Origin of the sequence: uncultured Endozoicomonas sp., from assembly GCF_947495845.1 — a bacterium.
In the GTDB taxonomy this organism is placed as follows: Bacteria; Pseudomonadota; Gammaproteobacteria; order Pseudomonadales; family Endozoicomonadaceae; genus Endozoicomonas.
Genome location: NZ_CANMAO010000005.1, coordinates 48,345 through 71,280, shown reverse-complemented (window position 1 = coordinate 71,280; position 22,936 = coordinate 48,345). Strand labels below are relative to the sequence as shown.

Annotated in this window: 23 protein-coding genes; 17 read left to right on the top strand and 6 right to left on the bottom strand. The window is 48.4% G+C overall.

Annotated features, from left to right (window positions below; all coding sequences use genetic code 11):
* Nucleotides 1-31: 31 nt before the first annotated feature.
* From fabD to nqrF, 16 genes are all read left to right on the top strand, one after another.
* Nucleotides 32-967 (top strand): ACP S-malonyltransferase, encoded by a 936-nt coding sequence (gene fabD, locus Q1B11_RS05790; protein WP_299729001.1) that lies wholly within the window; start codon nucleotides 32-34, stop codon nucleotides 965-967.
* A gap of 17 nt (nucleotides 968-984) precedes the next feature.
* Nucleotides 985-1,746, top strand: a complete 762-nt coding sequence (fabG, locus tag Q1B11_RS05785) for a 3-oxoacyl-ACP reductase FabG (RefSeq protein ID WP_299729305.1) — start codon at nucleotides 985-987, stop codon at nucleotides 1,744-1,746.
* A gap of 202 nt (nucleotides 1,747-1,948) precedes the next feature.
* Complete coding sequence (gene acpP, locus Q1B11_RS05780; protein ID WP_020582918.1) at nucleotides 1,949-2,182, top strand: acyl carrier protein; 234 nt, start codon at nucleotides 1,949-1,951, stop codon at nucleotides 2,180-2,182.
* A gap of 283 nt (nucleotides 2,183-2,465) precedes the next feature.
* Nucleotides 2,466-3,713 (top strand): beta-ketoacyl-ACP synthase II, encoded by a 1,248-nt coding sequence (gene fabF / locus Q1B11_RS05775; protein WP_299729302.1) that lies wholly within the window; start codon nucleotides 2,466-2,468, stop codon nucleotides 3,711-3,713.
* Between the two features lie 4 nt (nucleotides 3,714-3,717).
* Complete coding sequence (pabC, locus tag Q1B11_RS05770) at nucleotides 3,718-4,551, top strand: aminodeoxychorismate lyase (protein WP_299728990.1); 834 nt, start codon at nucleotides 3,718-3,720, stop codon at nucleotides 4,549-4,551.
* Entirely contained in the window at nucleotides 4,544-5,617 is a 1,074-nt protein-coding gene (mltG, locus tag Q1B11_RS05765) for an endolytic transglycosylase MltG (protein WP_299728987.1), read from the top strand. The genes pabC and mltG overlap by 8 nt, the downstream gene beginning before the upstream one ends.
* A gap of 22 nt (nucleotides 5,618-5,639) precedes the next feature.
* Nucleotides 5,640-6,281: a dTMP kinase gene (gene tmk, locus Q1B11_RS05760; protein ID WP_299728984.1), complete on the top strand. Its 642-nt coding sequence runs from the start codon at nucleotides 5,640-5,642 to the stop codon at nucleotides 6,279-6,281.
* 12 nt (nucleotides 6,282-6,293) lie between these two features.
* On the top strand, nucleotides 6,294-7,313 hold the full coding sequence (locus Q1B11_RS05755) for a DNA polymerase III subunit delta' (RefSeq protein WP_299728981.1): 1,020 nt from the start codon (nucleotides 6,294-6,296) through the stop codon (nucleotides 7,311-7,313).
* A 20-nt stretch (nucleotides 7,314-7,333) separates the two neighbouring features.
* Nucleotides 7,334-7,675 carry a PilZ domain-containing protein gene (locus Q1B11_RS05750; RefSeq protein WP_299728978.1) on the top strand — a complete coding sequence of 114 codons (342 nt, stop codon included), beginning with the start codon at nucleotides 7,334-7,336 and terminating at the stop codon, nucleotides 7,673-7,675.
* Nucleotides 7,676-7,777: 102 nt separating this feature from the next.
* Nucleotides 7,778-8,560 carry a TatD family hydrolase gene (locus Q1B11_RS05745; protein WP_299728975.1) on the top strand — a complete coding sequence of 261 codons (783 nt, stop codon included), beginning with the start codon at nucleotides 7,778-7,780 and terminating at the stop codon, nucleotides 8,558-8,560.
* A 643-nt stretch (nucleotides 8,561-9,203) separates the two neighbouring features.
* Nucleotides 9,204-10,553, top strand: a complete 1,350-nt coding sequence (locus Q1B11_RS05740) for a Na(+)-translocating NADH-quinone reductase subunit A (RefSeq protein WP_299728972.1) — start codon at nucleotides 9,204-9,206, stop codon at nucleotides 10,551-10,553.
* Between the two features lie 3 nt (nucleotides 10,554-10,556).
* The gene (locus tag Q1B11_RS05735) at nucleotides 10,557-11,756 is read left to right on the top strand and encodes an NADH:ubiquinone reductase (Na(+)-transporting) subunit B (protein WP_299728969.1); all 1,200 of its coding nucleotides are present in this window, start codon (nucleotides 10,557-10,559) and stop codon (nucleotides 11,754-11,756) included.
* Complete coding sequence (locus Q1B11_RS05730; protein WP_299728966.1) at nucleotides 11,756-12,553, top strand: Na(+)-translocating NADH-quinone reductase subunit C; 798 nt, start codon at nucleotides 11,756-11,758, stop codon at nucleotides 12,551-12,553. Before Q1B11_RS05735 ends, Q1B11_RS05730 begins: the two co-directional genes overlap by 1 nt.
* Nucleotides 12,553-13,218, top strand: a complete 666-nt coding sequence (locus Q1B11_RS05725; RefSeq protein WP_299728963.1) for an NADH:ubiquinone reductase (Na(+)-transporting) subunit D — start codon at nucleotides 12,553-12,555, stop codon at nucleotides 13,216-13,218. The genes Q1B11_RS05730 and Q1B11_RS05725 overlap by 1 nt, the downstream gene beginning before the upstream one ends.
* A gap of 3 nt (nucleotides 13,219-13,221) precedes the next feature.
* The gene (gene nqrE / locus Q1B11_RS05720; protein ID WP_067521063.1) at nucleotides 13,222-13,818 is read left to right on the top strand and encodes an NADH:ubiquinone reductase (Na(+)-transporting) subunit E; all 597 of its coding nucleotides are present in this window, start codon (nucleotides 13,222-13,224) and stop codon (nucleotides 13,816-13,818) included.
* Nucleotides 13,819-13,833: 15 nt separating this feature from the next.
* Nucleotides 13,834-15,060, top strand: coding sequence for an NADH:ubiquinone reductase (Na(+)-transporting) subunit F (nqrF, locus tag Q1B11_RS05715; RefSeq protein ID WP_299728956.1), 1,227 nt, complete (start codon nucleotides 13,834-13,836; stop codon nucleotides 15,058-15,060).
* Between the two features lie 401 nt (nucleotides 15,061-15,461).
* On the opposite strand, the gene Q1B11_RS05710 is transcribed toward nqrF, so the two are convergent.
* Both Q1B11_RS05710 and Q1B11_RS05705 read right to left on the bottom strand, forming a co-directional pair.
* Complete coding sequence (locus tag Q1B11_RS05710) at nucleotides 15,462-15,935, bottom strand: hypothetical protein (protein ID WP_299728953.1); 474 nt, start codon at nucleotides 15,933-15,935, stop codon at nucleotides 15,462-15,464.
* Between the two features lie 170 nt (nucleotides 15,936-16,105).
* Nucleotides 16,106-16,324, bottom strand: coding sequence for a hypothetical protein (locus Q1B11_RS05705; RefSeq protein ID WP_299728950.1), 219 nt, complete (start codon nucleotides 16,322-16,324; stop codon nucleotides 16,106-16,108).
* A 212-nt stretch (nucleotides 16,325-16,536) separates the two neighbouring features.
* Between Q1B11_RS05705 and Q1B11_RS05700 the strand changes: the two genes are divergently transcribed.
* Entirely contained in the window at nucleotides 16,537-18,264 is a 1,728-nt protein-coding gene (locus tag Q1B11_RS05700) for a ShET2/EspL2 family type III secretion system effector toxin (RefSeq protein ID WP_299728947.1), read from the top strand.
* 211 nt (nucleotides 18,265-18,475) lie between these two features.
* On the opposite strand, the gene Q1B11_RS05695 is transcribed toward Q1B11_RS05700, so the two are convergent.
* The 4 genes from Q1B11_RS05695 to Q1B11_RS05680 form a co-directional block, all read right to left on the bottom strand.
* Nucleotides 18,476-19,369: an ABC transporter permease subunit gene (locus Q1B11_RS05695; RefSeq protein ID WP_299728944.1), complete on the bottom strand. Its 894-nt coding sequence runs from the start codon at nucleotides 19,367-19,369 to the stop codon at nucleotides 18,476-18,478.
* A gap of 2 nt (nucleotides 19,370-19,371) precedes the next feature.
* Nucleotides 19,372-20,223, bottom strand: coding sequence for a taurine ABC transporter ATP-binding protein (locus Q1B11_RS05690; RefSeq protein ID WP_366139435.1), 852 nt, complete (start codon nucleotides 20,221-20,223; stop codon nucleotides 19,372-19,374).
* Between the two features lie 77 nt (nucleotides 20,224-20,300).
* Complete coding sequence (tauA, locus tag Q1B11_RS05685; RefSeq protein ID WP_299728941.1) at nucleotides 20,301-21,329, bottom strand: taurine ABC transporter substrate-binding protein; 1,029 nt, start codon at nucleotides 21,327-21,329, stop codon at nucleotides 20,301-20,303.
* 116 nt (nucleotides 21,330-21,445) lie between these two features.
* On the bottom strand, nucleotides 21,446-22,798 hold the full coding sequence (locus Q1B11_RS05680) for an aminotransferase class III-fold pyridoxal phosphate-dependent enzyme (RefSeq protein ID WP_299728938.1): 1,353 nt from the start codon (nucleotides 22,796-22,798) through the stop codon (nucleotides 21,446-21,448).
* Nucleotides 22,799-22,936 lie beyond the last annotated feature (138 nt).

The following is a 22,936-nucleotide window of genomic DNA, read 5'->3' as shown; positions in this document are numbered from 1 at the left end:
TGTGCGAAGCCAAAGGAAAGAGCGAGTAATCATGTCGAGCAAGCTAGCTTTTGTATTTCCCGGGCAGGGATCCCAGCAGGTTGGCATGCTGGCAGACTATCTTTCTGAGCCATTGGTTCAGTCTACGTTGAAAGAGGCTTCAGATGTACTCGGTTACGATCTTCAGGCGCTGATTTCAGAAGGTCCGGCGGATCAGCTGAATCGTACGGAAAATGCCCAGCCTGCGCTGTTGGCTGCCAGTGTCGCCCTGTGGCGCCTCTGGTGTGATCGTCAGGGTGAGGCGCCGGCGGTGATGGCGGGCCATAGCTTGGGTGAGTACTCCGCGCTGACCTGTGCGGGCGCCATTAATTTTGCAGATGCTATTAAGTTGGTGCATCTTCGCGGTCTTTATATGCAGGAAGCAGTCGCAGCTGGCGAAGGTGCCATGGCTGCGATTCTTGGTCTTGATGATGCGGACGTTGTCGCTGTCTGTGAGAAAGTAGCTGCAGAAGATGTGGTCGAGGCGGTTAACTTTAATGCGCCAGGCCAGGTTGTTATTGCAGGGCGGGTGGTGGCTGTGCAGCGTGCTATCGAAGAAGCAAAGGCGATGGGTGCGAAAAGAGCAATTGAGCTGCCTGTCAGCGTCCCTTCTCACTGTGCTTTAATGCGGCCTGCTGCAGAAAAACTGAAAAATGAATTGGCCGGTATTCAAGTAGTTGCGCCGATGATTCCCGTGGTGCAAAACGTATCCGCAGACTTTTGTTCTGATCCTGAGCAGCTAAAAGCAAATTTGGTGGCACAGCTTTACAGCCCTGTTCGCTGGGTTGAATCTATTGAAGCAATTATTGCTACGGGTGTTGGTCGCTTTGCAGAGTGCGGTCCGGGTAAAGTACTGGCCGGCCTGAATAAGCGCATTGCACGACGTGCACCGATAGCCACTCTTGAGTCCGCAGATGTCATGGCTCAATGGCTGGCTGAAGCTAATTAATAGAAACCGGTTTGGAGATAACAGCTTTGACAGTAAAGCATCTGGAAGGAAAGGTTGCTCTGGTGACCGGGGCGAGCCGCGGTATCGGCAAGGCGATTGCCTTTGCCCTGGGTCATGCGGGTGCGACGGTGATCGGAACAGCGACCACGGACTCTGGCGCTGAAGCCATTACCGAAGCGCTGAAGGCGGAAGGTATTCAAGGTCAGGGGATGGCGCTGAACGTCACCTCTAATGATGCCTGTCAGGCGGTGGTAAAAGCAGTGGCTGATCAATACGGTGCGCCGTTGATTCTGATCAACAATGCAGGTATCACCCGCGACAATATTCTGATGCGCATGAAAGTGGATGAGTGGGATGATGTGGTGAATACCAATCTCAGCTCTATCTTCCGCATGAGTAAAGCCGTTATGCGCGGTATGACCAAGGCGCGTGAAGGTCGTATCGTTAATATCAGCTCTGTGGTTGGCTCTATGGGCAATCAGGGGCAGGCAAACTATGCTGCAGCGAAAGCCGGTGTTGAAGGTTTTACCCGTGCTATGGCCCGTGAAGTGGGTTCCAGAAACCTGACGGTGAATACGGTTGCCCCCGGTTTTATCGAAACCGATATGACTAATGAGTTGCCCGAAGCACAGCGTGAGTTTCTGCTGGGGCAGATTCCTCTGGCAAGACTTGGTCAGCCAGAAGAGATTGCAGCGGCCGTGCTGTTTTTAGTGAGTGAGCCTGCGGGTTACATCACTGGCGAAACATTGCATGTCAATGGCGGCATGTACATGAACTGATTGCCCGTTTCCACGGTTCAGAAACTTGAAAAAGTGTTGTGAAAGTGGAATGGATTTTGTTTGTTTTTTATAACTGATGTCCGTTTTCGAGGTTTCTCTCCGGTTTTCAAATAACCGGCTTGAAATTCTTATAAATGACCATATAAACTAGTTCACCTGTAGCCTCAGGCTGCACTGAATATCGACAGGAGCACAACACGGTATGAGCACCATTGAAGAGCGCGTTAAGAAGATTGTTTGCGAACAGCTTGGCGTGAAGGAAGACGAAGTTACTAACAGTGCGTCATTCGTAGAGGATCTCGGCGCGGACTCTCTGGACACTGTAGAGTTGGTGATGGCTCTGGAAGAGGAATTCGAAACCGAAATTCCTGATGAAGAAGCTGAGAAGATCACCACCGTTCAGGAAGCTATTGACTACGTCGTTGCTCACTCCTGATTCTGACTGGCCTCTTTTCACTTTGTGACATTCTCATTCTGAAAGGTAGGGGCTTGCAGGACTTTGTAAAATCACAAAAGCCGTATGACGTCAGTCTACGGCTTTTGTTGTATATAGGTTTTGGCAACGCATCTTGGGCGCTTTTTACTCTTGTTTTAAACGCCTGTGTTGATAGAAGAATGGATGACAGTGCTACAATAATGCCTCATGTCATTTATACGACAGGCTACTAGGAGCTTCCGTCTTGTCGGATACAAAGAATACAGGCAGATCGCAGCAGCGGATGCGCAGAAGAGTGGTTGTCACTGGAATGGGGGCGGTAACTCCGGTTGGCAACAATGTGAAAACCAGTTGGTCCTCTCTTTTGGAGGGCGTTAGTGGTATCCATCCAATTACACACCTTGAAGCAGACAAGTTCGGTGTACGCATTTGCGGTGCCATTAAGGACTTTGATCCATCAGAGTGCATGGATTCAAAAGATGCCCGGAAAATGGATGGCTTTATTCAGTATGGTTTTGCTGCAGCGGCAGAAGCCATCTCTGATGCGGGGCTGATAGTGCCTGACGAAGACGCTCATCGTTATGGTGTTGCGATTGGTTCGGGGGTTGGTGGTCTTACCACGATTGAACAGAATCATGAAACGTTGCTAAAAAGCGGCTCTCGACGTATATCTCCGTTCTTTATTCCAGCGGCGGTTATCAATATGGCGGCAGGTTGGGTGTCCATGAAGTTCAATTTTCAGGGGCCGAACTTTGCTACCTCAACAGCCTGCGCCACAGGGAGTCATGCCATTGCCATGGCTGCTCGCATTATCGCTTATGGCGATGCCGATGTAATGGTGGCTGGCGGCGCAGAAAAGGGGTCTTCAGCTCTCGGCATTACTGGTTTTGCTGCCGCCAGAGCGTTGTCTGCACGCAATGAGGCGCCAGAGAAAGCCAGTCGCCCCTGGGATGCGGATCGCGATGGATTTGTGTTGGGTGATGGTGCGGGTATTCTGGTGTTGGAAGAGTACGAACATGCGGTTGCCCGTGGCGCAAAAATATACGCAGAGCTCAGCGGCATTGGTATGAGTGGCGATGCCTGGCACATTACATCGCCACCGGAAGATGGTCGTGGTGCAGCTCGTGCCATGCAGTCCGCTATTGAAGATGCGGGTTTGGCACCGCAAGATGTGGATTATATTAATGCTCACGGTACATCAACGCCCACCGGTGACGTTGCAGAAACCCGGGCTATTCACACTGTCTTTGGTGCACACGCTAATCATCTTGCCGTGAGTTCAACAAAGTCCATGACCGGGCATTTGCTGGGCGCTGCTGGTGCTGTGGAGGCTGTGTTCAGTATTCAATCATTGATGGATCAAGTGGCACCGCCAACGATTAATCTCGATACGCCTGGAGAAGGGTGTGATTTGGATTACGTTCCCCATGTGGCCAGGCCGATGGTGATTAATCACGTACTTTCTAACTCTTTCGGCTTCGGCGGAACCAATGTCACATTGGCGTTCTCCAAGCTGGAAAATCAGGGGTAAGCTTTTGAGTACTCCGCTGATATGGGTTAATGGCCAGCCTCAATCCGAACTCTCGGTATCGGATCGTGGATTGGCCTATGGCGATGGGCTTTTCGAAACAATCAGGGTATCTGGCGGGTTGCCAACTCTGGCGGGATTACACTGGGAGCGTTTGGTTCAGGGTTGCCGTCGTCTAACTATCAATCTGAATCTGGCTGAGTTAACTCGTGAGGTGGATGCTTTTCTGGCGTCGTCATCAGTGGAGACTGGTGTGTTAAAAGTGACGGTCACTCGTGGCAGCGGTGGAAGAGGGTATAATCCGGAAGATTGTCATGATATAAGGCGAATTTTGTCTATTCATCCTCTTCCGATTAGAGATCCAGATCCATCCATTTGTGGCGCAAAGCTGTTTGCTTGCGAGCTCCGGCTTGGTCAAAGCGCGCTGGCGGGTATAAAACATTTGAATCGTCTTGAGCAGGTGATGGCAAGAAGTGAGTGGTCGGGCACCGCTTACGATGAAGGTTTGGTGTGTGATTTTTCCGGCCATGTCATTGAAGGCACAATGAGCAACCTGTTTGTAGTGACTCACGATGGCGAACTTATTACACCAGATTTGTCGTTTAGTGGTGTAAAAGGCGTGTGTCGTCAGCTTATTATGAATATCGCCCATGAAATGGGATTATTGGTTTCGGAGCAGCATCTGGCAGAGAGTCGTTTGGCGGACATTGCGGCAGAGTTGTTTCTTTGTAATAGCGTGAATGGTGTCTGGCCGGTAGTGGAATATAATCAGATAAACTGGGAAATGGGGCCGGTTACCCTTGAGATACGTCGTCGGGTTCAGGAAGAATTGAATGCTTAAAAAGTTATTGTTACTGGCTGCTGTTGCTCTGTTGCTGGCCATGATGGCTGCGGGAGCTGGCTGGTATGGAATGAGCTGGTACAGTCAACAGAAAGTATTGTCCACCGCTGATTCTGAATTTGTGGTTGAACGGGGAGACTCTCTGGGGCGAATTGTGCGACGCCTGACTAATGATCGGGTGATCAAGTATCCGGGGTTGTTTGAGTTGTTGGCGCGAGTGCGTGGTGTGGCCACGGATATTCATGCGGGTGAGTACTTGATCGCACCGGATATCAGTAATGGTGAGCTGTTGACCATGCTCGTGCAGGGCGATGTGCATTATTATAATGTCACGCTGGTGGAAGGTTTTACGTTGAAGGAGTTGCTCGCTGACTTAAATCAGCAGCCGAAACTGAGTAACCCTGTTCAGTTGAATGAGTTGGCTACTGTGATTTCAGATTCTATCGAGGGGGCATCGAAAGGCAGTCACCTTGAAGGGCAGTTTTACGCGGATACTTACAGTTTTGAATCGGGCGCTTCTGTCGCTTCTATTTTGCAGCGCGCTAATAAAAAATTGAATGCGGTATTGCAGGAAGAGTGGCAGGCTCGGGTCAAAGGGGTACCTTATAAGACACCTTATGAAGCGCTGATTATGGCCTCCATTATTGAGAAGGAAACTGGTGTGCCTTCTGAGCGGCCTGATATTGCGGGTGTGTTTGTTCGTCGTCTTAATAAAGGCATGCGTTTGCAAACAGATCCTACCGTTATTTACGGTATGGGCGATCGTTATCAGGGTGGGTTAAGTCGTCGTCATCTGCGGGAGGCAACGGATTACAATACCTATGTGATTCATGGACTACCACCGACGCCTATTGCCACCGTTGGGCGTGAAGCGATTCAGGCGGCGTTAAATCCATCCGATGGCAGTGCATTGTATTTTGTTGCCCGGGGAGACGGTACGCATCAATTCTCGAACACTTTGGTTGAACATAACCGAGCTGTTAGAAAGTACCAAATTACCGAGCGGCGCAAGGATTACCGTTCCTCGGTGCAAGAGCTAACGCAAGACACTACCATCGATCAATAAATTGAGTGTATAAGAGAATTTAATGGGTTTTTTTCTGACCATAGAAGGCTGCGAAGGCGCTGGTAAAACCACGGCCAAAGGTGTGGTGCTGGAGTGGCTGGCCAAGGCGGGGCATGATTTTATTGAAACCCGCGAACCGGGCGGTACACTGTTGGCGGAGCAGTTGAGAAGTCTGGTGCTGGCGGAGCACGATGAGCGAGTGAGCGATACCACAGAGCTGTTAATGGTGTTTGCCGCACGTTGTCAAAATCTGAATGAGAATATTGAGCCGGCTTTAGCCAGTGGCAAAGTGGTGGTGTGTGATCGTTTCACCGATGCCACTTATGCCTATCAGGGTGGTGGTCGTGGTATTGATGCGTCACGCATAGCGACATTGGAACAATTAGTACAAGGCGATCGTCGTCCGGATATGACCTTGCTGCTGGATATTGAGCCAGAAGTAGGGTTGGCTCGCGCCAGAGGGCGGGCAGAGCAGCAGGGTGGATCACTTGATCGTATTGAGCAGGAAGCCATCGACTTCTTTTATCGGGTGCGTCAGGTTTACCTGGATCGTGCCAGGCGATTTCCAGAACAGTACATTGTGATCAATGGTGGTGAGTCCATTGCCCAGGTACGTGAACAGATTATCCGGGCATTAAGTGTACGATTGGCTGGTCGCGAATAAAGGTTATTGGTCTTGAGTAAAGATAAAGCAGAAGCCGTCAGTTACTTTGCGCAGAAGCCGCTGCCCTGGCAGGAAAGTCAGTGGAAGTCGCTGTTGCGCAGAATGCGATCAGACGCATTGCCTCACGCCTTGTTATTGAAAGGGGCTTTGGGTGTGGGCAAAGGTGCTTTTTCTCAGGCATTGATGTCGCGGGTTTTATGTCATACACCTTCTGGCGGCTACGCTTGTGGACATTGCAAAAGCTGCGACCTGTTGCAAGCGGGCACTCACCCGGATGTTTTGGTAATTGAACCAGAGTCTTCTGGTAAGCCCATAAAAATTGACCAGATCCGATGTATTAACGAGTTTGCCAGAAAAACGGCTCAGCAAGGTGGGCGACGGGTGATTATTATTAATCCGGCAGAAGCCATGAATGTGAACGCTGCCAATGCGTTGCTAAAAAGCCTTGAGGAGCCGGGCGATAATACACTGTTTCTTCTGGTCAGTGCCCGAGCCGGGGATATGCTGGCCACCATTCGCAGCCGCTGCCAGCTGGTGATGTTTCCAGTGCCGGATCTATCTCTGGCAAAACAGTGGCTGAGTGATCATATTGCAGATGCTCAAACTATTGATCAGCTATTGTCGTTGTCCTGTGGTTCGCCGGTGCTGGCGAGAAATATGTTCGACCAGAATGTACTTGAGCTTCGCGGGCACCTGATCAATGTTATGCCTGAGCTGTTTCGTGGTAATTTAACGCCGGTGGAACTGGCCAAAGAGCAGCATGCCGGTGACCTTATTTCATTGCTTGGCTGGCTCGGAAGTTGGCTGGATGATGCTGTAAAACTGAAGCTGACGGCCGATGAGAGCCTTGTCAGGAATCGTGACGTAAATCGGATGATTGGTTATCTCGCTAAAAAGGCAGATGCGCCGAGGCTGGTTAAGGTTCGAGATCGTATTATGCTGCAGCGGCAGCAATTGCAGGAAGGCGCTAACCTCAACAGCCAGATGCTGCTGGAGGGCGTGTTCAGTGATTATCTGGAATTGGCACTTTAAGGTTAAAGAGGAGAGGGGAGATGGGAAAAGGAATGCAGGGGTTGATGTCGCTGACCATCAGAGACACGGCATCACTTTATGAATCGTATATGCCATATATCACCGGTGGTGGTCTGTTTGTACCCACAGCCAAGCGCTATGCATTGGGGGACGATGTTTTTATTCGTCTGACTCTGATGGACGAAGCGGAAAAGATTCCGGTGCCGGGTAAAGTGGTGTGGATTACACCGGCGGGGGCTCAGAGTGGCCGTCAGGCGGGTGTGGGTATTCAGTTTAATGACCCTACTGATAACGTCAGAACTAAGATTGAGACGTATATTGCTGGTGCTCTGAATTCGGATCGTCCTACCAATACCATGTGATTTCGGACCCTTCTCATGCCTTGGGCTTTTATCTATTGTGGTAAAAGCTCAATTCTCCTTTATTAGTCAGCTAACCGACCGTGTTTTTCATTAGGATTCATTATGTATATCGATTCCCATTGTCACCTTGATCGTCTGGATCTCACTGCTTACAACGGTGATCTGGATCTTGCTGTGCAGGCAGCAAGAGATGCAGGTGTCAGTCGGATGCTTTGTATCGGTATTGATCTGGAAAATGCACCAACAGTGGTTGCTTTGGCTGAACAATACGACGATGTATTTGCTTCCGTGGGGGTTCACCCTCTGGATTGCAAAGAGTTGGTACCCGATATAGAGGTAGTAAAAAAACTGGCCACTCATAAAAAAGTGGTGGCAATTGGTGAGACCGGGCTTGATTACTACTACGCCGACAGCGAAGGTTTGCAGGCTATTCAGCGGCAGTCGTTTATTAATCACTTACAACTGGCGTCGGAACTGAAGCTGCCCGTGGTTGTTCATACTCGGGATGCCAGAGAGGATACCATCGACTTTATTCGAGAGCATGGCTCAAGAGAGAGTGCTGGCGTTTTGCATTGCTTTACGGAAAGTCTTGAAATGGCCACTGCTGCGCTGGACTTGGGTTACTATATTTCCATATCTGGTATTGCAACGTTTCGAAATGCGTCAGAACTAAGAGAGGTTGTGAAATATCTTCCTATGGATCGTCTTTTGATAGAAACAGACTCACCCTATCTCGCGCCAGTGCCTCATCGTGGGAAGCCTAATGAGCCAAAGTTTGTTGTTGAAGTTGCTCGCTATATCGCTGAGTTGAAAGGTGTTGATGAAAGAGAGTTAGGGCGAGTGACGAGTGAGAATTTCTTTAACCTCTTCAATACTGCAGTCTAAAAATGTGTTTATGTCTTGACGTTGGTGTGCGGTGTGGTAAACGTGTTTCGTTGCAAGGCTTTCGAAAAATGTCCTCAGAATATAAGTGTCTGTGTAAATAAGTACTGCAGGTGAAATAACCTGTCACTCAGTATGGCATATCCTCTCCAGTCTCTTTATAATTGCGCCACCAATTTCATCGGTGATGTTGCGAATTACGGCTCAGATACGGAATTTCCGATCATGTTTCCACTAAAGATAAGGAACATAAGTTCTAAATTGCGGTGCATGTCTATCTGATTGCCAATAGAGACCTGCTGCTTTGTGGCGGGTTTTGTTATGTCTGTACGGATGGTCAGTGGCTTTCCGGTATGGCCGCGCAGCAGTAGCCTTGAGAAAGGGTATAGAGATGGCACTGCTGTAGTCCCTGTCGTAATTCAGGGTTTGATATTGCCTGTAAACTCTTCTCCCATTTCTCAAGCCTACTTCTGACGACGTCCCCCGGAATTACTCTGATTTTGTGACGCAAGTTCTATTCGTGGTTGAGCGCTTATTGAGCACACTCAATACACAGAACACCTGTCGTAAAACCCTGTATGGCAGTTCCAGCACACCGGAGAGACGGGTTACTCCTGACCTCAACTTGATTGATTAGGCGAAAGGTATGATCAAAATCAAACAGGGGCTGGATCTCCCGATCTCAGGATCGCCTGAGCAGATTATCTCGGAAGGCAGAACAGCACGTTCTGTCGCCGTAATCGGCTCGGACTACGTAGGCATGAAGCCTACGATGGCGGTTGCTGTGGGAGATCGAGTTAAAAAAGGGCAACTGCTCTTTACCGACAAGAAAACACCGGGTATCCGGTACACCGCCTTGGCTGGCGGTACAGTTGCTGCCATAAATCGTGGCGAGAAACGGATTTTGCAGTCCGTGGTGATCGACGTAGAGTCCTCAGAAAGCGGCCAGGAAGAAGAGGAAACTTTCACTTCCTATAAAACAGAAGAACTGGCTGGCTTAACGGCTGAGCAGGTTGAAGCGCTGCTGAACGAAGCCGGTCTCTGGACTGCTCTGCGCACCCGCCCTTTTAGTAAGGTGCCTGCGCTGGAATCTCGTCCTTCTTCTATTTTTGTGACCGCGATTGATACTCATCCGCTGGCGGCAAACCCGGAAGTGGTGATTAAAGAGCACGCAGAAGCCTTCGAACAGGGTATCAATATCCTGGGCAAACTGAGCGGTGGCAAAATCTTCCTGTGTAAAGCACCGGGCGCCAGCATTCCTGCCGGTATTGCCAACAGCGAAGAGTTTGCGGGACCACACCCTGCCGGTTTGCCAAGCACGCACATCCATTTCCTGGATCCAGTGTCTGCCACCAAAACCGTATGGCAGATTGGTTATCAGGACGTGATTGCCATCGGCAAATTGTTCACTACCGGTAAACTGTTTACGGATCGTGTTGTTGCTCTGGCCGGTCCTCAGGTTGAGAAGCCTCGTCTGGTTCGCACTCGTCTGGGTGCTAATACTGATGAACTGACTGCGGGTGAATTGAAGTCAGGTACTAGCCGGGTCATTTCCGGTTCCGTATTTGGTGGTCGTACTGCCAGTGGTGCGTTTGCGTATCTGAGCCGCTATCACAACCAGCTGTCTGTTCTCGAAGAGAGCGATGAGCGTTTGTTCCTGGGCTGGGTGAATCCAACGGTTGATCGTTTCTCCATTCTGCGAGTAATGACGTCTGGCCTGAGCAAGAGCCGTCTGTTCAACTTCTCTACTACGACTAACGGTGGTGAGCGTGCCATGGTGCCAGTGGGTAACTATGAGAAGGTGATGCCTCTGGATATTCTGGCCACGCAATTGCTGCGCGCCATTATCGTTGGCGACACTGAAGTTGCTCAAAAACTCGGCGCACTGGAGCTGGAAGAAGAAGATCTGGCTCTGTGTACTTTCGTTTGTGCAGGTAAATACGAGTACGGCCCCTTGCTGCGTGACAACCTGACCCGAATTGAGCTGGAGGGGTAATCTGTGAAGCCATTAAGAAAACTCCTTGACTCGATGGAACCCCATTTCGTCAAGGGCGGTAAATACGAAAAGTTCTACGCGCTGTTTGAAGCCGCAGACACACTTTTCTACACGCCGCTGGATAAAACACACACCACCAGTCACGTGCGCGATGCGGTTGACCTCAAGCGCATGATGGGTATCGTTTGGTTGTGTACTTTCCCGGCCATGTTCTTCGGTATGTGGAACGTGGGTTATCAGGCGAACACGGCCATTGCCGGTGGTCTTTCTGCACCTGCAGACTGGCACGGTATGCTGATCGCCATGCTGGCAGGTAATGATCCGGCCAGTATCTGGGACAACCTGATCTACGGCGCGGTTTACTTCCTGCCTATATATGCAGTCACCTTCTTTGTGGGTGGTTTCTGGGAAGTGCTTTTTGCCATAGTGCGTAAGCACGAAGTGAACGAAGGTTTCTTCGTAACGTCGGTGTTGTTCGCCCTGATCGTTCCGCCTTCAATTCCTCTGTGGCAGGTGGCTCTGGGTATTTCCTTCGGTGTTGTCATCGGTAAGGAAGTGTTCGGTGGTACCGGTAAGAACTTCCTCAACCCGGCATTGACGGGTCGTGCGTTCCTCTTCTTCGCCTACCCAGCGCAAATCTCTGGTGACCTGGTGTGGACCGCCGTTGACGGTTTCTCCGGTGCCACCATGCTGAGCATGGCGCAACAGGGCGGCGTTGAAGCACTGCAACAGACCATGAGCTGGATGCAGGCCTTCGTCGGTGTGATGCAAGGTTCTGTGGGTGAAACCTCCACTCTGGCTATTTTTGCCGGCGGTGCGGTTCTACTGTTTACCGGAATTGCTTCCTGGAGAATCGTTGCAGGCACCATGATCGGTATGATCGCGCTGTCGACCCTGTTCAACATGATTGGTTCTGACACCAACATGATGTTCCAGCTGCCGTGGTACTGGCACATGGTTCTGGGTGGTTTTGCCTTCGGTTTGATCTTCATGACCACTGACCCGGTATCCGCGTCCATGACCAACACCGGTCGTTGGTTCTACGGTATCCTGATCGGCATCATGGTCGTTCTGATTCGTGTGGTAAACCCTGCATATCCAGAAGGGATGATGCTGGCCATTCTGTTTGCCAACCTGTTTGCGCCGCTGATTGACCACTTTGTGGTTGAGGCCAATATCAAGCGTCGGGAGGCTCGTGCCTGATGGGAAACGATTCGATTAAAAAGACGCTGCTGGTCACGGTGGTACTGTCACTGATCTGTTCAGTGCTGGTGTCTGCGGCGGCAGTGTTCCTGAAGCCGATTCAGGATCAGAACGTCAAGCTGGACGTTCAGCGTAACATTCTGGCTATTTCCGGTCTGACTCAGGACGCGAAAGCCCTGAGCGTGGATGAAGTGGCTGAACTGTACAAACAGATCAAACCGCGTCTGGTGGATCTGAAAACCGGTAAGTTCATCACTGAAACTGCCGAAGGCAAAAACGTTGATCAATACGATCAGCGTACCGCCGCGAAAGACCCGAAAGTGTCCAAGGCTCTGGCTGGCAGCGACGACATCGCTGGCATCAAACGTCAGGCTAACGTGGCTAAAGTTTACCTGGTAGAAAAAGACGGCAAGATGGATACCCTGATCCTGCCGGTACACGGCTACGGTCTGTGGTCTACCATGTATGGTTTCCTGGCGCTGGAAAACAACCTGAACACGGTGAAAGGTTTTGGTTTCTTCGAGCAGGCAGAAACCCCGGGGCTGGGTGGCGAAGTCAGCAACCCGATCTGGAAAGCCAAGTGGAGCGGCAAAGAAATTTACGGTGTTAATGGTCAGGTTGCTCTGCAAGTGATCAAAGGCGCTGTGGACACTTCCAGCCCGAAAGCGGCAAACCAGATCGATGGTCTGGCTGGCGCAACACTGACGTCTAATGGTGTCACGAACCTGATTAAATTCTGGCTGTCAGACGCTGGTTTTAAACAGTTCCTGACTAACTTGAAAGCGGGGAATGCATAATGTCTGTTAAGACCAAAGATATCCTGCTGGAACCGGTAGTAAAGAATAACCCCATTACCCTGCAGATCCTCGGTATCTGCTCGGCACTGGCGGTGACCACCAGCATGCAGGTTAGCCTGGTAATGGCCCTGGCTGTTATCGGCGTAACCACTTGTTCCAACTTTGCTGTATCCCTGATTCGCAAGCAGATTCCAAACAGCATTCGTATCATCTGTCAGATGACCGTTATTGCTTCTTTGGTAATCGTGGTGGATCAGATTCTGAAAGCTTACGCCTTTGACATCTCCAAGCAGTTGTCAGTATTCGTAGGCCTGATTATTACCAACTGTATCGTTATGGGTCGTGCAGAAGCCTTCGCCATGAAGAACGGCCCTGCTATGTCGGCGCTGGATGGTTTCGGTAACGGTCTGGGTTACGGTGCGGTTCTGATGGTTGTGGCTTTCTTCCGTGAGCTGTTCGGTGCGGGCAACCTGTTCGGTATCGAAATTCTGAAAACCGTGAACAACGGTGGCTGGTATCTGCCTAATGGTTTGATGCTGCTGGCGCCTTCTGCCTTCTTCCTGATCGGCTTACTGATCTGGGCGATTCGCAGCTGGAAAGTTGACCAGGTGGAAGCGGCAGAATTCAAAATTGCCCCGAACACCAAATTCAGTGAGGCTCACTAAGTCATGGAACATTTTATTTCGCTTTTTGTGAAAGCAGTGTTCGTGGAAAACATGGCGCTGGCTTTCTTCCTGGGTATGTGTACCTTCCTGGCGGTGTCCAAGCAGGTAAAAACAGCCATGGGTCTGGGTGTGGCGGTGGTTGCAGTACTGACCATCACCGTGCCGATCAACAACGTTATCTATCAGAATATTCTGAAAGACGGTGCCCTGGTACCCGGTGTTGACCTGAGTTTTCTCGGCCTGATCACCTACATTGGCGTTATCGCGGCACTGGTACAGATTCTGGAAATGTTTCTGGATAAATTTGTACCTTCGCTCTACAACGCGCTGGGGGTCTTCCTGCCACTGATCACAGTAAACTGTGCCATCATGGGTGCGTCCCTGTTCATGGTTCAGCGTGACTACAACTTCGGTGAGTCTGTGGTTTACGGTTTTGGTGCAGGCATGGGTTGGGCACTGGCGATTGCTGCTCTGGCGGGCATTCGTGAAAAGCTCAAGTACAGCGATGTACCTGCGGGGCTGCAAGGTCTGGGCATTACCTTCATTACAGTGGGTTTGATGTCTCTGGGCTTTCTGTCGTTCTCTGGCGTACAGCTGTAAGGGGATAGGAACGATATGGATTTAAATATTATCTATGGCGTTGCCATGTTTACCATCATCGTGCTTGCGCTGGTGATGGTCATTCTGGCAGCCCGATCAAAGCTGGTGAGTACCGGCGATGTGACCATCGGTATCAACGAAGATCCGGGCAAAGCAGTCACCACTGCGGCCGGCGGCAAACTGTTGAACACTCTGTCCAGCGCTGGCGTATTCCTGCCATCGGCCTGTGGCGGTGGTGGTACCTGTGCTCAGTGTAAGTGTAAGATTCTGTCCGGCGGTGGCGAAATGCTGCCAACCGAACGCTCTCACTTCACCAAGCGTGAAGAGAAAGAAGGCTGGCGTCTGTCCTGTCAGGTGGCTGTTAAGCAGGACATGGAAATTGAAGTTGAAGAAGAACTCTTCGGCGTCAAGAAGTGGGAATGTGAAGTCATTTCCAACGACAACCAGGCCACCTTCATCAAAGAGCTGGTACTGAAGTTGCCAGAAGGCGAAGACGTTAACTTCCGCGCGGGTGGTTACGTTCAGCTGGAATGTCCTCCTCACACCGTTGAGTACAAAAACTTCGATATCGCTGAAGAATATCGCGGCGATTGGGACAAGTTTAACCAGTGGCAGTATGTGTCTACGGTGACTGAAGACACCATCCGTGCGTACTCCATGGCGAACTACCCAGAAGAGAAGGGCGTGTTGAAGTTCAATATCCGTATTGCTTCACCACCTCCGGGCACTGACTTTGCGCCAGGTATCATGTCGTCCTACGTCTTTAACCTGAAGCCAGGTGACAAGATTGCTGTGTACGGTCCATTTGGTGAATTCTTTGCCAAAGATACCGACAACGAGATGATCTTTGTGGGCGGTGGTGCTGGTATGGCGCCAATGCGTTCTCACATCTTTGATCAGTTGAAGCGTTTGTCTTCCAAGCGGAAGATCTCTTTCTGGTACGGTGCACGTTCATTGCGTGAAGCATTCTACGTAGAAGAGTTCGACAAGCTGGCAGAAGAAAACGAAAACTTCACCTGGCATCTGGCGCTGTCTGATCCACAGCCAGAAGATAACTGGACCGGTAAAACCGGCTTTATCCATCAGGTACTGTTCGATAACTACCTGAAGGATCATCCGGCTCCGGAAGACTGCGAATTCTACATGTGTGGACCACCCATGATGAACGCAGCGGTGATCAAACTGCTGGAAGACCAGGGCGTAGAACCAGAGAACATCCTGCTGGATGACTTTGGCGGTTGATGCATTAGTCCCATGTTAAAAAAAGCGGCACCTCAGGGTGCCGTTTTTTTTAAGGGTTGGTATTGAAGCTTTACTGTCTAGCTTTAACAGCGTTATACAATCAATGAATAGTTCACTTCAGTGAAACCATCATCTTTCTTTATTTCTGTTTTTGTAAAACCGTACTGAGTTAATACGTTTGATAACTCGGGTTTACCGTTAGCTGAATTTTGTACTGGTACACCCCAAAATACATTATCTTCGTAGGTGCTACAGCCCTCAATTGGGGCTTCCCTAATCTCTACTTTAGGGAAGTCAGTATCACCATAAATAGTGCATTGATCGATTTTTACATTAGATTGTTTAAGGAAAGGGATCAGTCCTTGTCTGACACAGGCAGCGATCTCATGCGTATACTTTCCTCATTGCTCAGGAATTTCGCTAATACCACTGAAATCACGATGTAAACAACCTGAAATACTACAGAGAGAATGAGTGTTGTCTTTATTACCGGAATATACTGTTGGTGGCCCGGAAACATCGATATATCCAATAAAACCACTATCTTCTGCCATGATAGAATAACCTGAAATCAGGTTTTGCTCTTTCCATTTCTGTAACATCTTTCGCCATGAACGCTCAAGGTCACCTTCATTAATCTTGGGTATTTCTAGTGAAACCTCTCGGTCAAACAGTTTAACAGTATGGTGTCCGGGGGTTACTTCTTCTGAGTGATAGCTTTCAGACATTAAAACATAGTTTTGCAGGTCCTCTAAGTCTGCAGTTTGTATCCGTACATTTTTTGAGTGGATAAAAAGCTTTCCACCATCTTTTATGGCATCTGCACTAATATCGACACTACCGCGGTAAGCAGGGCGGTGGACTGTTGTAAACATTACAAAGGAACCGTTCTAAGCAAAACTTTTTAGAGTCTTTTCTGATAGAAAGTTCAAATAATTTTCATTTTTGATATTACGACCCGCAATCGCAATATCAGACGGTTAGAGTTTTATGAAAGAGTGGGTGCTTGAAAGACCATTCATTAATAGCCTTTCCATGGAACCAATCATTTTTCCAGATAGTGCATAAAAAGCTCAAAGCTGTAGTCAATCAAACCAATAATGATAATGCCTGCAATGGCAACATTAGTGACCATGAATTCAGTGGTATTAAGAACCATAAACCGAATGCCAGCTTCTGCTACGGCCATTTCAGATGCCACCAGGGTTGTCCAGCCAAGCGCGGTGGCTATTAGCCACAGAAGCAGATAGGCAATGGTGGTCATGACAATAATCAGCTGACTCCGAAAGACTGCGAATTCATCATGTGTGGAGCACCCATGATGAACGCAGCGGTTTTTAAATTGTTTGAAAATCACGGTGTTGAACCAGAGAACACCCTGCTGGATGACTTTGCCAGATAACCTATTGACTTCTATTTGTGAATAATAGGGGAACTTTTATGGTTCTTCAGTACTCATTTAAATAAGTTCTTTGAATGTCTGCAATTTTAAAAAATTGGCCAGGCCTATTGTTAACGGTGAAGGTTTCTTATATGGATGCAATTCAGCTTGGCGTATTACCGGCCATGTCCCACTCATGGCACAGGCATGAACAGTCGATGTTGATTGTTCGTGTAGCTAAGACTCTGGTTAATGGCGCTAAAGCATTGTTTGGCTCTTACACTGTAAATGCCGTGGATGCTGTTACACCCCGCCTAGTTTGTGCGCATAAAAATGCCAGGTTCTCGCAAGCACTTCAAAAGCCGCTGACTTTATATAAGGTTGACAGCCTGACTGAACGACTGGTGTCACCTTATGTAGCCAATAAGCTCCGAAAACTGATTGACGATAAGAGAACGGTTCAGTGCAGGCTGGTTTTTAATGATGATAATGTGAGTTTGTTACCTTCGTATCGATCTAAAGAAGGATTCGCAGCTGATTTAAATGGTCAGGTAGAACGAGCTGATAAGAAAGAAACGATTGTGTGTAGGCATTTGGCTCAAGCCTATTTGGACGGAGCCTTTGGTCGTGGTAAATCGTCATTTTCAAAGCTTAATAGTCATTCAAAGCTTAAAGCATTTTCTGCTCATATACCTAATGATGATACCATTATTGAAAGTTTGAAAAATATTCTTTCAGATGAGGCTTATTACTTTAGCATTGACTCTATTCAGGATGCTATTAAGAAAATTGCCGTAAAGTACTGGGGGATGCGAAATGGACAGGAAAAATGTTTTTATTTCTGTACTGATTCCCATCTAATGGCTCTGCGTTTTAAAAAGCAAAAAGAATGTCTTAAAGTGATTTTCTATGACCCTAATTTAACAGATGTGCATTGTACATACTCCTTATCTTCTCCGTCGGATGCTCATGGGCTTACGATAAATTGTCTAATGAGTCGTAGGGATTCTAGGGATTACTTTGAAAAGTCGAAAACTGCATGTATACGGAGTTTGTCGGATGTCAAAGATGGACAGCCTTCAGTACATTTATTTGGGAAGCTTGATGCAAATGTAATCTACAGCTCTATGATGTTTAGTCATTTTGGTTATGGTGCTTTATCAACAAAGGACATTTTAGATATGGTAAAGGGGATGTCATATGAAAAAAAGCTCAATTTAATAATAGCTAGAAACTCGGTAGGCGTAACTGCTATTCAGCATAGCGTTACATGCAGATATGCTCATTCTTTCATAAGTTACCTTGATTTTATTGATAAGGTAGGATTATCGTCTTCGGATTTTGAGCGGCTGTTAGATATAGGTGTAGATCTAAACGGTGTCAGTATTTTTGATGTTTTATTTATTGGGTTTAAACGTTTTGATCTAGGTGTTCAGTATATTAAGAAAGTTTTGGAATGTAATTCGCTGGATTTGTTGTCTAAAAAAAATATTCTTAAAGGTTTCAGTGATGGTAAGCCATTGATGTGCAAGTTTGAGATTCCACTTTCGCTTAGTGATATTAGTGTTGATGAGGCAATGAAAATAATTGAATGTTATGCTCAAGTCATTGCAGATAGCCATTTACCTTATAGCTATAAACAAGAATTATTATTGTCTGTTTTTCCTAAAGATGCTCAATATGATCTATGTAAGCGAGTTGAATTAAGCGGTGCCTTTATAAAGGCTGTGGAAAAAAGTTCTTTGGAAGGACGACAGCAGCAGGAGGTTATCATGAAGGTTCCAGCTATAATCAAAACTCAAGGTGCGGCTGCAGGCGGCTAATGCTGTTTGAACTACTTAGCCTTGGTAATCAGCCGCTATTCTATTTTTGGGGGAAAGCAAACCTTCGGGTTAAGTGCTTTCGAGAAATCCATTGTATGCTTATCATCTTTTTAAGATAGTGCCATTTGACTGAGCTTGGTGGAAGTCACTGCTTTGTCTGAACCACTTCGATCAATTGCTTATAGCAATTGATCGAACATCGCTTCATATATTAATAACCTTTCCAAGGTACCAGTTTCGTTTCTAAGTGTCGCATCAACATATCAAAGCTGTAGGCAATCAAACCAATAATAATGATCCCAGCAATCACAACATCCGTCACCATAAATTCAGCGGCATTAAGAACCATAAACCCAATACCGGCTTCAGCCGCCACCATTTCTGAGGCGACAAGTGTCGTCCAGCCAAAACCAATACCAATTCTCAGGCCGGTCAGTATTTCAGGCATGGCGCTTTTGATAATCACATGGTAGAGCACCTGCAATTTGGTGGCGCCCATGGAGTAGGCTGCTTGTATCTGTTCACTTCTCGCCGCACTGACACCCGCTCTGGCGCTGAGCGCAATGGGGGCAAACATGGCCAGATAAATCAACGTCACCTTACTTGCTTCATCAATGCCCAGCCAGATGATAATCAAGGGCAGGTACGCCAGAGGAGGCAATGGTCGGTAAAATTCAATGATGGGGTCAAATATGCCTCGAAACCAGACATTGCAACCGATCATAATACCCACAGGTATCGCTGTTAATGCGGCCAGAAAGAAAGCGCCGAATACACGACCAAGGCTTGCGGTCATATGTTCAGTCAGAGACGCACCGGCAAAACCATCACTGGCAAGATCACCCATTCGCAGAATGACATCTACCGGGGAGGGCAGAAACAGCGGTTTGATCCAGCCGAGCTCGGTGGCTATTAGCCACAGAATTAGACAGGCAATGGTGGTCATCACAGCAATCAGCCGGCTATCCCCCTGACCTGGTTCTCCGTAGTAACTGCCCGGTTTCACGGTACTGGCGATGATTCTTTGTTTCACTCGTGTCAGTAGAGGAGGCTTTTGTTCATTTGTTTGAGGTTGGCTGGTGATGGCCGAAGTGTTGGTATCCATGATTAAATTGCCTCCCTGAGATCGTCCTGATGGATAATGGACAGTACTTTTTCTCGCATCGCGATGAAATCCGGCTCGGATTTCACGGCTCGGGCATCTCGGGACTTTAAAAAGCGGTGATTGAAGTTCAGGTCAAATGAGTGAGTAATACGCCCTGGACGGGGTGACATAACAATCAGTCTGGATGCCATAAACAAGGCTTCTTCCACACTGTGAGTGATAAAAAACATCATCTTGCTGGTGGCCTGCCAGGCATCCAGTAGCAGTTCCTGAAGGGTTTCTCTGGTTAATGAATCCAGGGCACCCAAAGGCTCGTCGAGTAATAGAATGCTGGGGTCGTTCGTTAATGCCCTGGCAATACCTACCCGCTGTTGCATACCGCCAGACAGTTGGTAGACCTTGTGATCATGAAAGTCTTCCAGCCCGACCAGTGCAAGGTATTTTGCCGCTCGCTGCCGACGTTCTTTTTTCTGGATGCCCTGCAGCTTTAACCCGAACTCGGTATTTTCGATCACATTCATCCAGGGAAACAGAGCGTTTTTCTGGAACACCACGCCTCGCTCTGCGCTGGGGCCTACGATTTGATCACCAATCTCTTTCCCCATGGTAACCCTCGGGATTCCCGTGAGGGTTGAGCTGCCCAGAGTCAGATATCCTGCCGTTGGCTGGATAAAACCGGCAATTAGATTTAACAGAGTGGTTTTGCCACAGCCCGAAGCCCCCAGAGCGACCACCAGTTCCCCCTGTTGAATATCCAGATTGACGCCAGACAGGGCGGTGACCGGAGTGCCTCCCTGTAACCCGGGGTACTCCACAGAGACATCCCGGATTTTCAATACCTTGTCCATACTCATTATTATCTCCTGGGCTGAAACCGATGTCTGAACCCGATAGGGCTCAGACATTGTCGTTTAGCAATTGTTGTTCCAGATCAGTTGGTAAGGGTAAGGGCCATGTTGGCGTAGGCGGGATTAACAAACGCACTGTAGTCTTCCTGCAGGGCGTTGATTTTTTTCTCTTCCAGCAAAAACTCAGAGGTATAGAGCAATGCTTTTGCGGCACCACCTTCCATTTTACAGCCTAACCACTGACAGGAAACCTGAGTAGGAATCGTAGGGAAATCGTAAAGTGCCATGGCTTCGACCACCTGCTCTGGTTCGCCCCCTACAACCTTATTGACGGACTTGGCAATAGGGTGGTCTACGGAGAAAGTTACGCCAGCCTGACGATACATTTCATCAGTTTCCGCAATGATTTTGATCAGTTTGGCTACAAATTCAGGAGACTCGCTGGTGAACTCTTTGCTGGCAATGAGTCCATCAAAAGTGGGCTTACCCCAGCTGCTGAGTTCTTTTGAAGATATCAGTACGGAGCCGTCTTTCTTAATGCTGCCCAGAACCGGATCCCAGATGAAAGCGCCGTCTATATCGCCTCGTGCCCAGGCGGCATTGATTGCATTAGGCTGCATATTGACCAGTTTGACGTCTTTCTCCGTAAGGCCAAATTCCTTCAGGGCGAAGAGCATGTGATAGTGGGTTGTGGATACAAACGGCACGGCAATGCGTTTTCCTTTCAGGTCTGAAGGGGATTTGATCCCACTGCCGTCACGAACCACCAAGGCTTCTGCTTCGGCTATGTTTTCCATAATCCACACCAGCTCCACATCCACGCCACGGCTGACGGCCGTTGCAATAGGGCTGGAGCCTGCAACAGTAAGATCCACACTGCCTGAGGCAATGGCGGATATGGCTTTGGCGCCGGAATCAAATTTGCGCCATTTGATCTCAACGCCGGTTTCTTTTTCGACCAGTTCCTGATCAATGGCGTACTTCCAGGGGTTGAACATGCCTTGGTAGCCAATGGTGACTTCTTTAGCAAAGCTCGCTCCGGATGCAATAGTCAGCCCAATGGATAATGCGGTCATACCCAATGTGCGTTTTAATGATGGACGTTTACTCATGACGGATTCCTTTTTATTGTGGTTATTTCTCGTTGCACCAAGACAGTGCTTTAATGACGACGTTCGTCTTGTAATGCACCGTTTGAATACGGTGTCTTCTAATTAGTGCCTTCAAATTAAATGGATATTTCTGCAAATGCCTCATTGAGAGTGTTCAGAATCTGCTCGACCTCTGATTGTTTAATGGTTAGAGCAGGGCTCAGGCAAAGTGTGTTATTAAAATGGGTCATTGAGCGGTTCGTGCGACCAATAAGCAGGCCTTTTTCAGTACACAGTGATGCTACTTTTATGGTCACACTTTCATCCACAGGCTCTTTAGTGGTGAGATCTTTGACCAGTTCAATGCCAAGGAAAAGGCCTTTCCCTCGAACATCACCAATGACCGGGTATTGGTTTTTGAGGTTTTGTAATCCGGCCATGAGGATTTCACCCATGTGGCTGGCATTTTCCAACAAGTGCTCGTCTTCCAGAATACGAAGGTTTTCCAGAGCTGCGGCTGGGCCTGCCGTGCAACCTGCAAAAGTACTGATATCCCGGAAGTAATCTTCTCGCTCGCCAGGGTTTTCCTTAAACAGGTTGAAAACGGCTTCAGTCGTCACGGTGCAGGAGATAGCGGCGTACCCTGAGGCAACCCCTTTTGCCATGGTGACAATGTCCGGTTGAATACCGTAGTGCTGATAACCAAACCATGTGCCGGTTCTGCCCATGCCACACACCACTTCATCAATATGGAGCAGGATGTCGTATTTACGACAGATTTTTTCTACCTTTTTCAGGTAGTTTTCCGGTGGAGGGATCACACCACCACCGGCAGTGATCGGCTCAATGACAATAGCTCCCACAGTGTCTGCTCCTTCACGGAGAATGACTTCCTCCATCGCTTCAGCGGCTCGGGTACCGTAATCATCGATATCGCCGAACTGGCTGCGGTATTCACAGCAATGGGGAAACTCAACAAAACCCGGGGTAAAAGGTCCGTACTGGGAGCGGCGTTCATTTTGGCCGGTAGAGCTTAAACAGGTGATTGTCGTTCCGTGATAGTCACGCTCACGGTATAGGATTTTGTATTTCTTGCCGTTGTATTTCTTATGGGCAATTTGTCGTACGATTTTGTAAGCCTTTTCATTAGCTTCAGAACCAGAGTTTGAAAAATAGACTCGTCCCATACCGGGCATCTTTTCCAGTAACCGTTTACTGAACTCTGCAGCAACCGGTGTGCCAGTTGTTGAGGCAAAGAAATTTAGTGTCTCTATCTGTTTTTTCACCGCATCCGCAATGGACGTTCTGCCATAACCCACATTGACCGTCCAGACACCACCAGCAGAAGCATCCAGGTACTCTTTGCCGTTAATATCCCAAACCTTAAGTCCTTCACCTTTCACCATGACAGGTGGCGCTTTATCGCCATAACTGGCGTGTTGAGTCAGATGGAGCCAGATGTTCTGTCGGCTTAGTTCTGCAATATCCATTAGTGGGTTACCTTTTGTTTTGCGCTTATTTTCAACATATGAAATTACGAGCAGGCAGTTGTAGGGACAGATTTGATTTTTTTTCAGGCCAGCAAAATATAATGATTGGCAGAAAAATTGCAGGGAGTAATTTTAGTA

Bases quoted from the DNA above. Each gene is read 5' to 3' on its own strand.
- Q1B11_RS05695 (WP_299728944.1), bottom strand. From the start codon at position 19,369: ATGGATACCAACACTTCGGCCATCACCAGCCAACCTCAAACAAATGAA.
- Q1B11_RS05745 (WP_299728975.1), top strand. From the start codon at position 7,778: ATGTATATCGATTCCCATTGTCACCTTGATCGTCTGGATCTCACTGCT.
- Q1B11_RS05740 (WP_299728972.1), top strand. From the start codon at position 9,204: ATGATCAAAATCAAACAGGGGCTGGATCTCCCGATCTCAGGATCGCCT.
- tmk (WP_299728984.1), top strand. From the start codon at position 5,640: ATGGGTTTTTTTCTGACCATAGAAGGCTGCGAAGGCGCTGGTAAAACC.
- Q1B11_RS05750 (WP_299728978.1), top strand. From the start codon at position 7,334: ATGGGAAAAGGAATGCAGGGGTTGATGTCGCTGACCATCAGAGACACG.
- Q1B11_RS05700 (WP_299728947.1), top strand. From the start codon at position 16,537: ATGTCTGCAATTTTAAAAAATTGGCCAGGCCTATTGTTAACGGTGAAG.
- mltG (WP_299728987.1), top strand. From the start codon at position 4,544: ATGCTTAAAAAGTTATTGTTACTGGCTGCTGTTGCTCTGTTGCTGGCC.
- Q1B11_RS05705 (WP_299728950.1), bottom strand. From the start codon at position 16,324: ATGACCACCATTGCCTATCTGCTTCTGTGGCTAATAGCCACCGCGCTT.
- fabD (WP_299729001.1), top strand. From the start codon at position 32: ATGTCGAGCAAGCTAGCTTTTGTATTTCCCGGGCAGGGATCCCAGCAG.
- Q1B11_RS05710 (WP_299728953.1), bottom strand. From the start codon at position 15,935: ATGTTTACAACAGTCCACCGCCCTGCTTACCGCGGTAGTGTCGATATT.
- Q1B11_RS05680 (WP_299728938.1), bottom strand. From the start codon at position 22,798: ATGGATATTGCAGAACTAAGCCGACAGAACATCTGGCTCCATCTGACT.
- Q1B11_RS05725 (WP_299728963.1), top strand. From the start codon at position 12,553: ATGTCTGTTAAGACCAAAGATATCCTGCTGGAACCGGTAGTAAAGAAT.
- Q1B11_RS05730 (WP_299728966.1), top strand. From the start codon at position 11,756: ATGGGAAACGATTCGATTAAAAAGACGCTGCTGGTCACGGTGGTACTG.
- Q1B11_RS05690 (WP_366139435.1), bottom strand. From the start codon at position 20,223: ATGAGTATGGACAAGGTATTGAAAATCCGGGATGTCTCTGTGGAGTAC.
- nqrE (WP_067521063.1), top strand. From the start codon at position 13,222: ATGGAACATTTTATTTCGCTTTTTGTGAAAGCAGTGTTCGTGGAAAAC.
- fabF (WP_299729302.1), top strand. From the start codon at position 2,466: ATGCGCAGAAGAGTGGTTGTCACTGGAATGGGGGCGGTAACTCCGGTT.
- nqrF (WP_299728956.1), top strand. From the start codon at position 13,834: ATGGATTTAAATATTATCTATGGCGTTGCCATGTTTACCATCATCGTG.
- tauA (WP_299728941.1), bottom strand. From the start codon at position 21,329: ATGAGTAAACGTCCATCATTAAAACGCACATTGGGTATGACCGCATTA.
- acpP (WP_020582918.1), top strand. From the start codon at position 1,949: ATGAGCACCATTGAAGAGCGCGTTAAGAAGATTGTTTGCGAACAGCTT.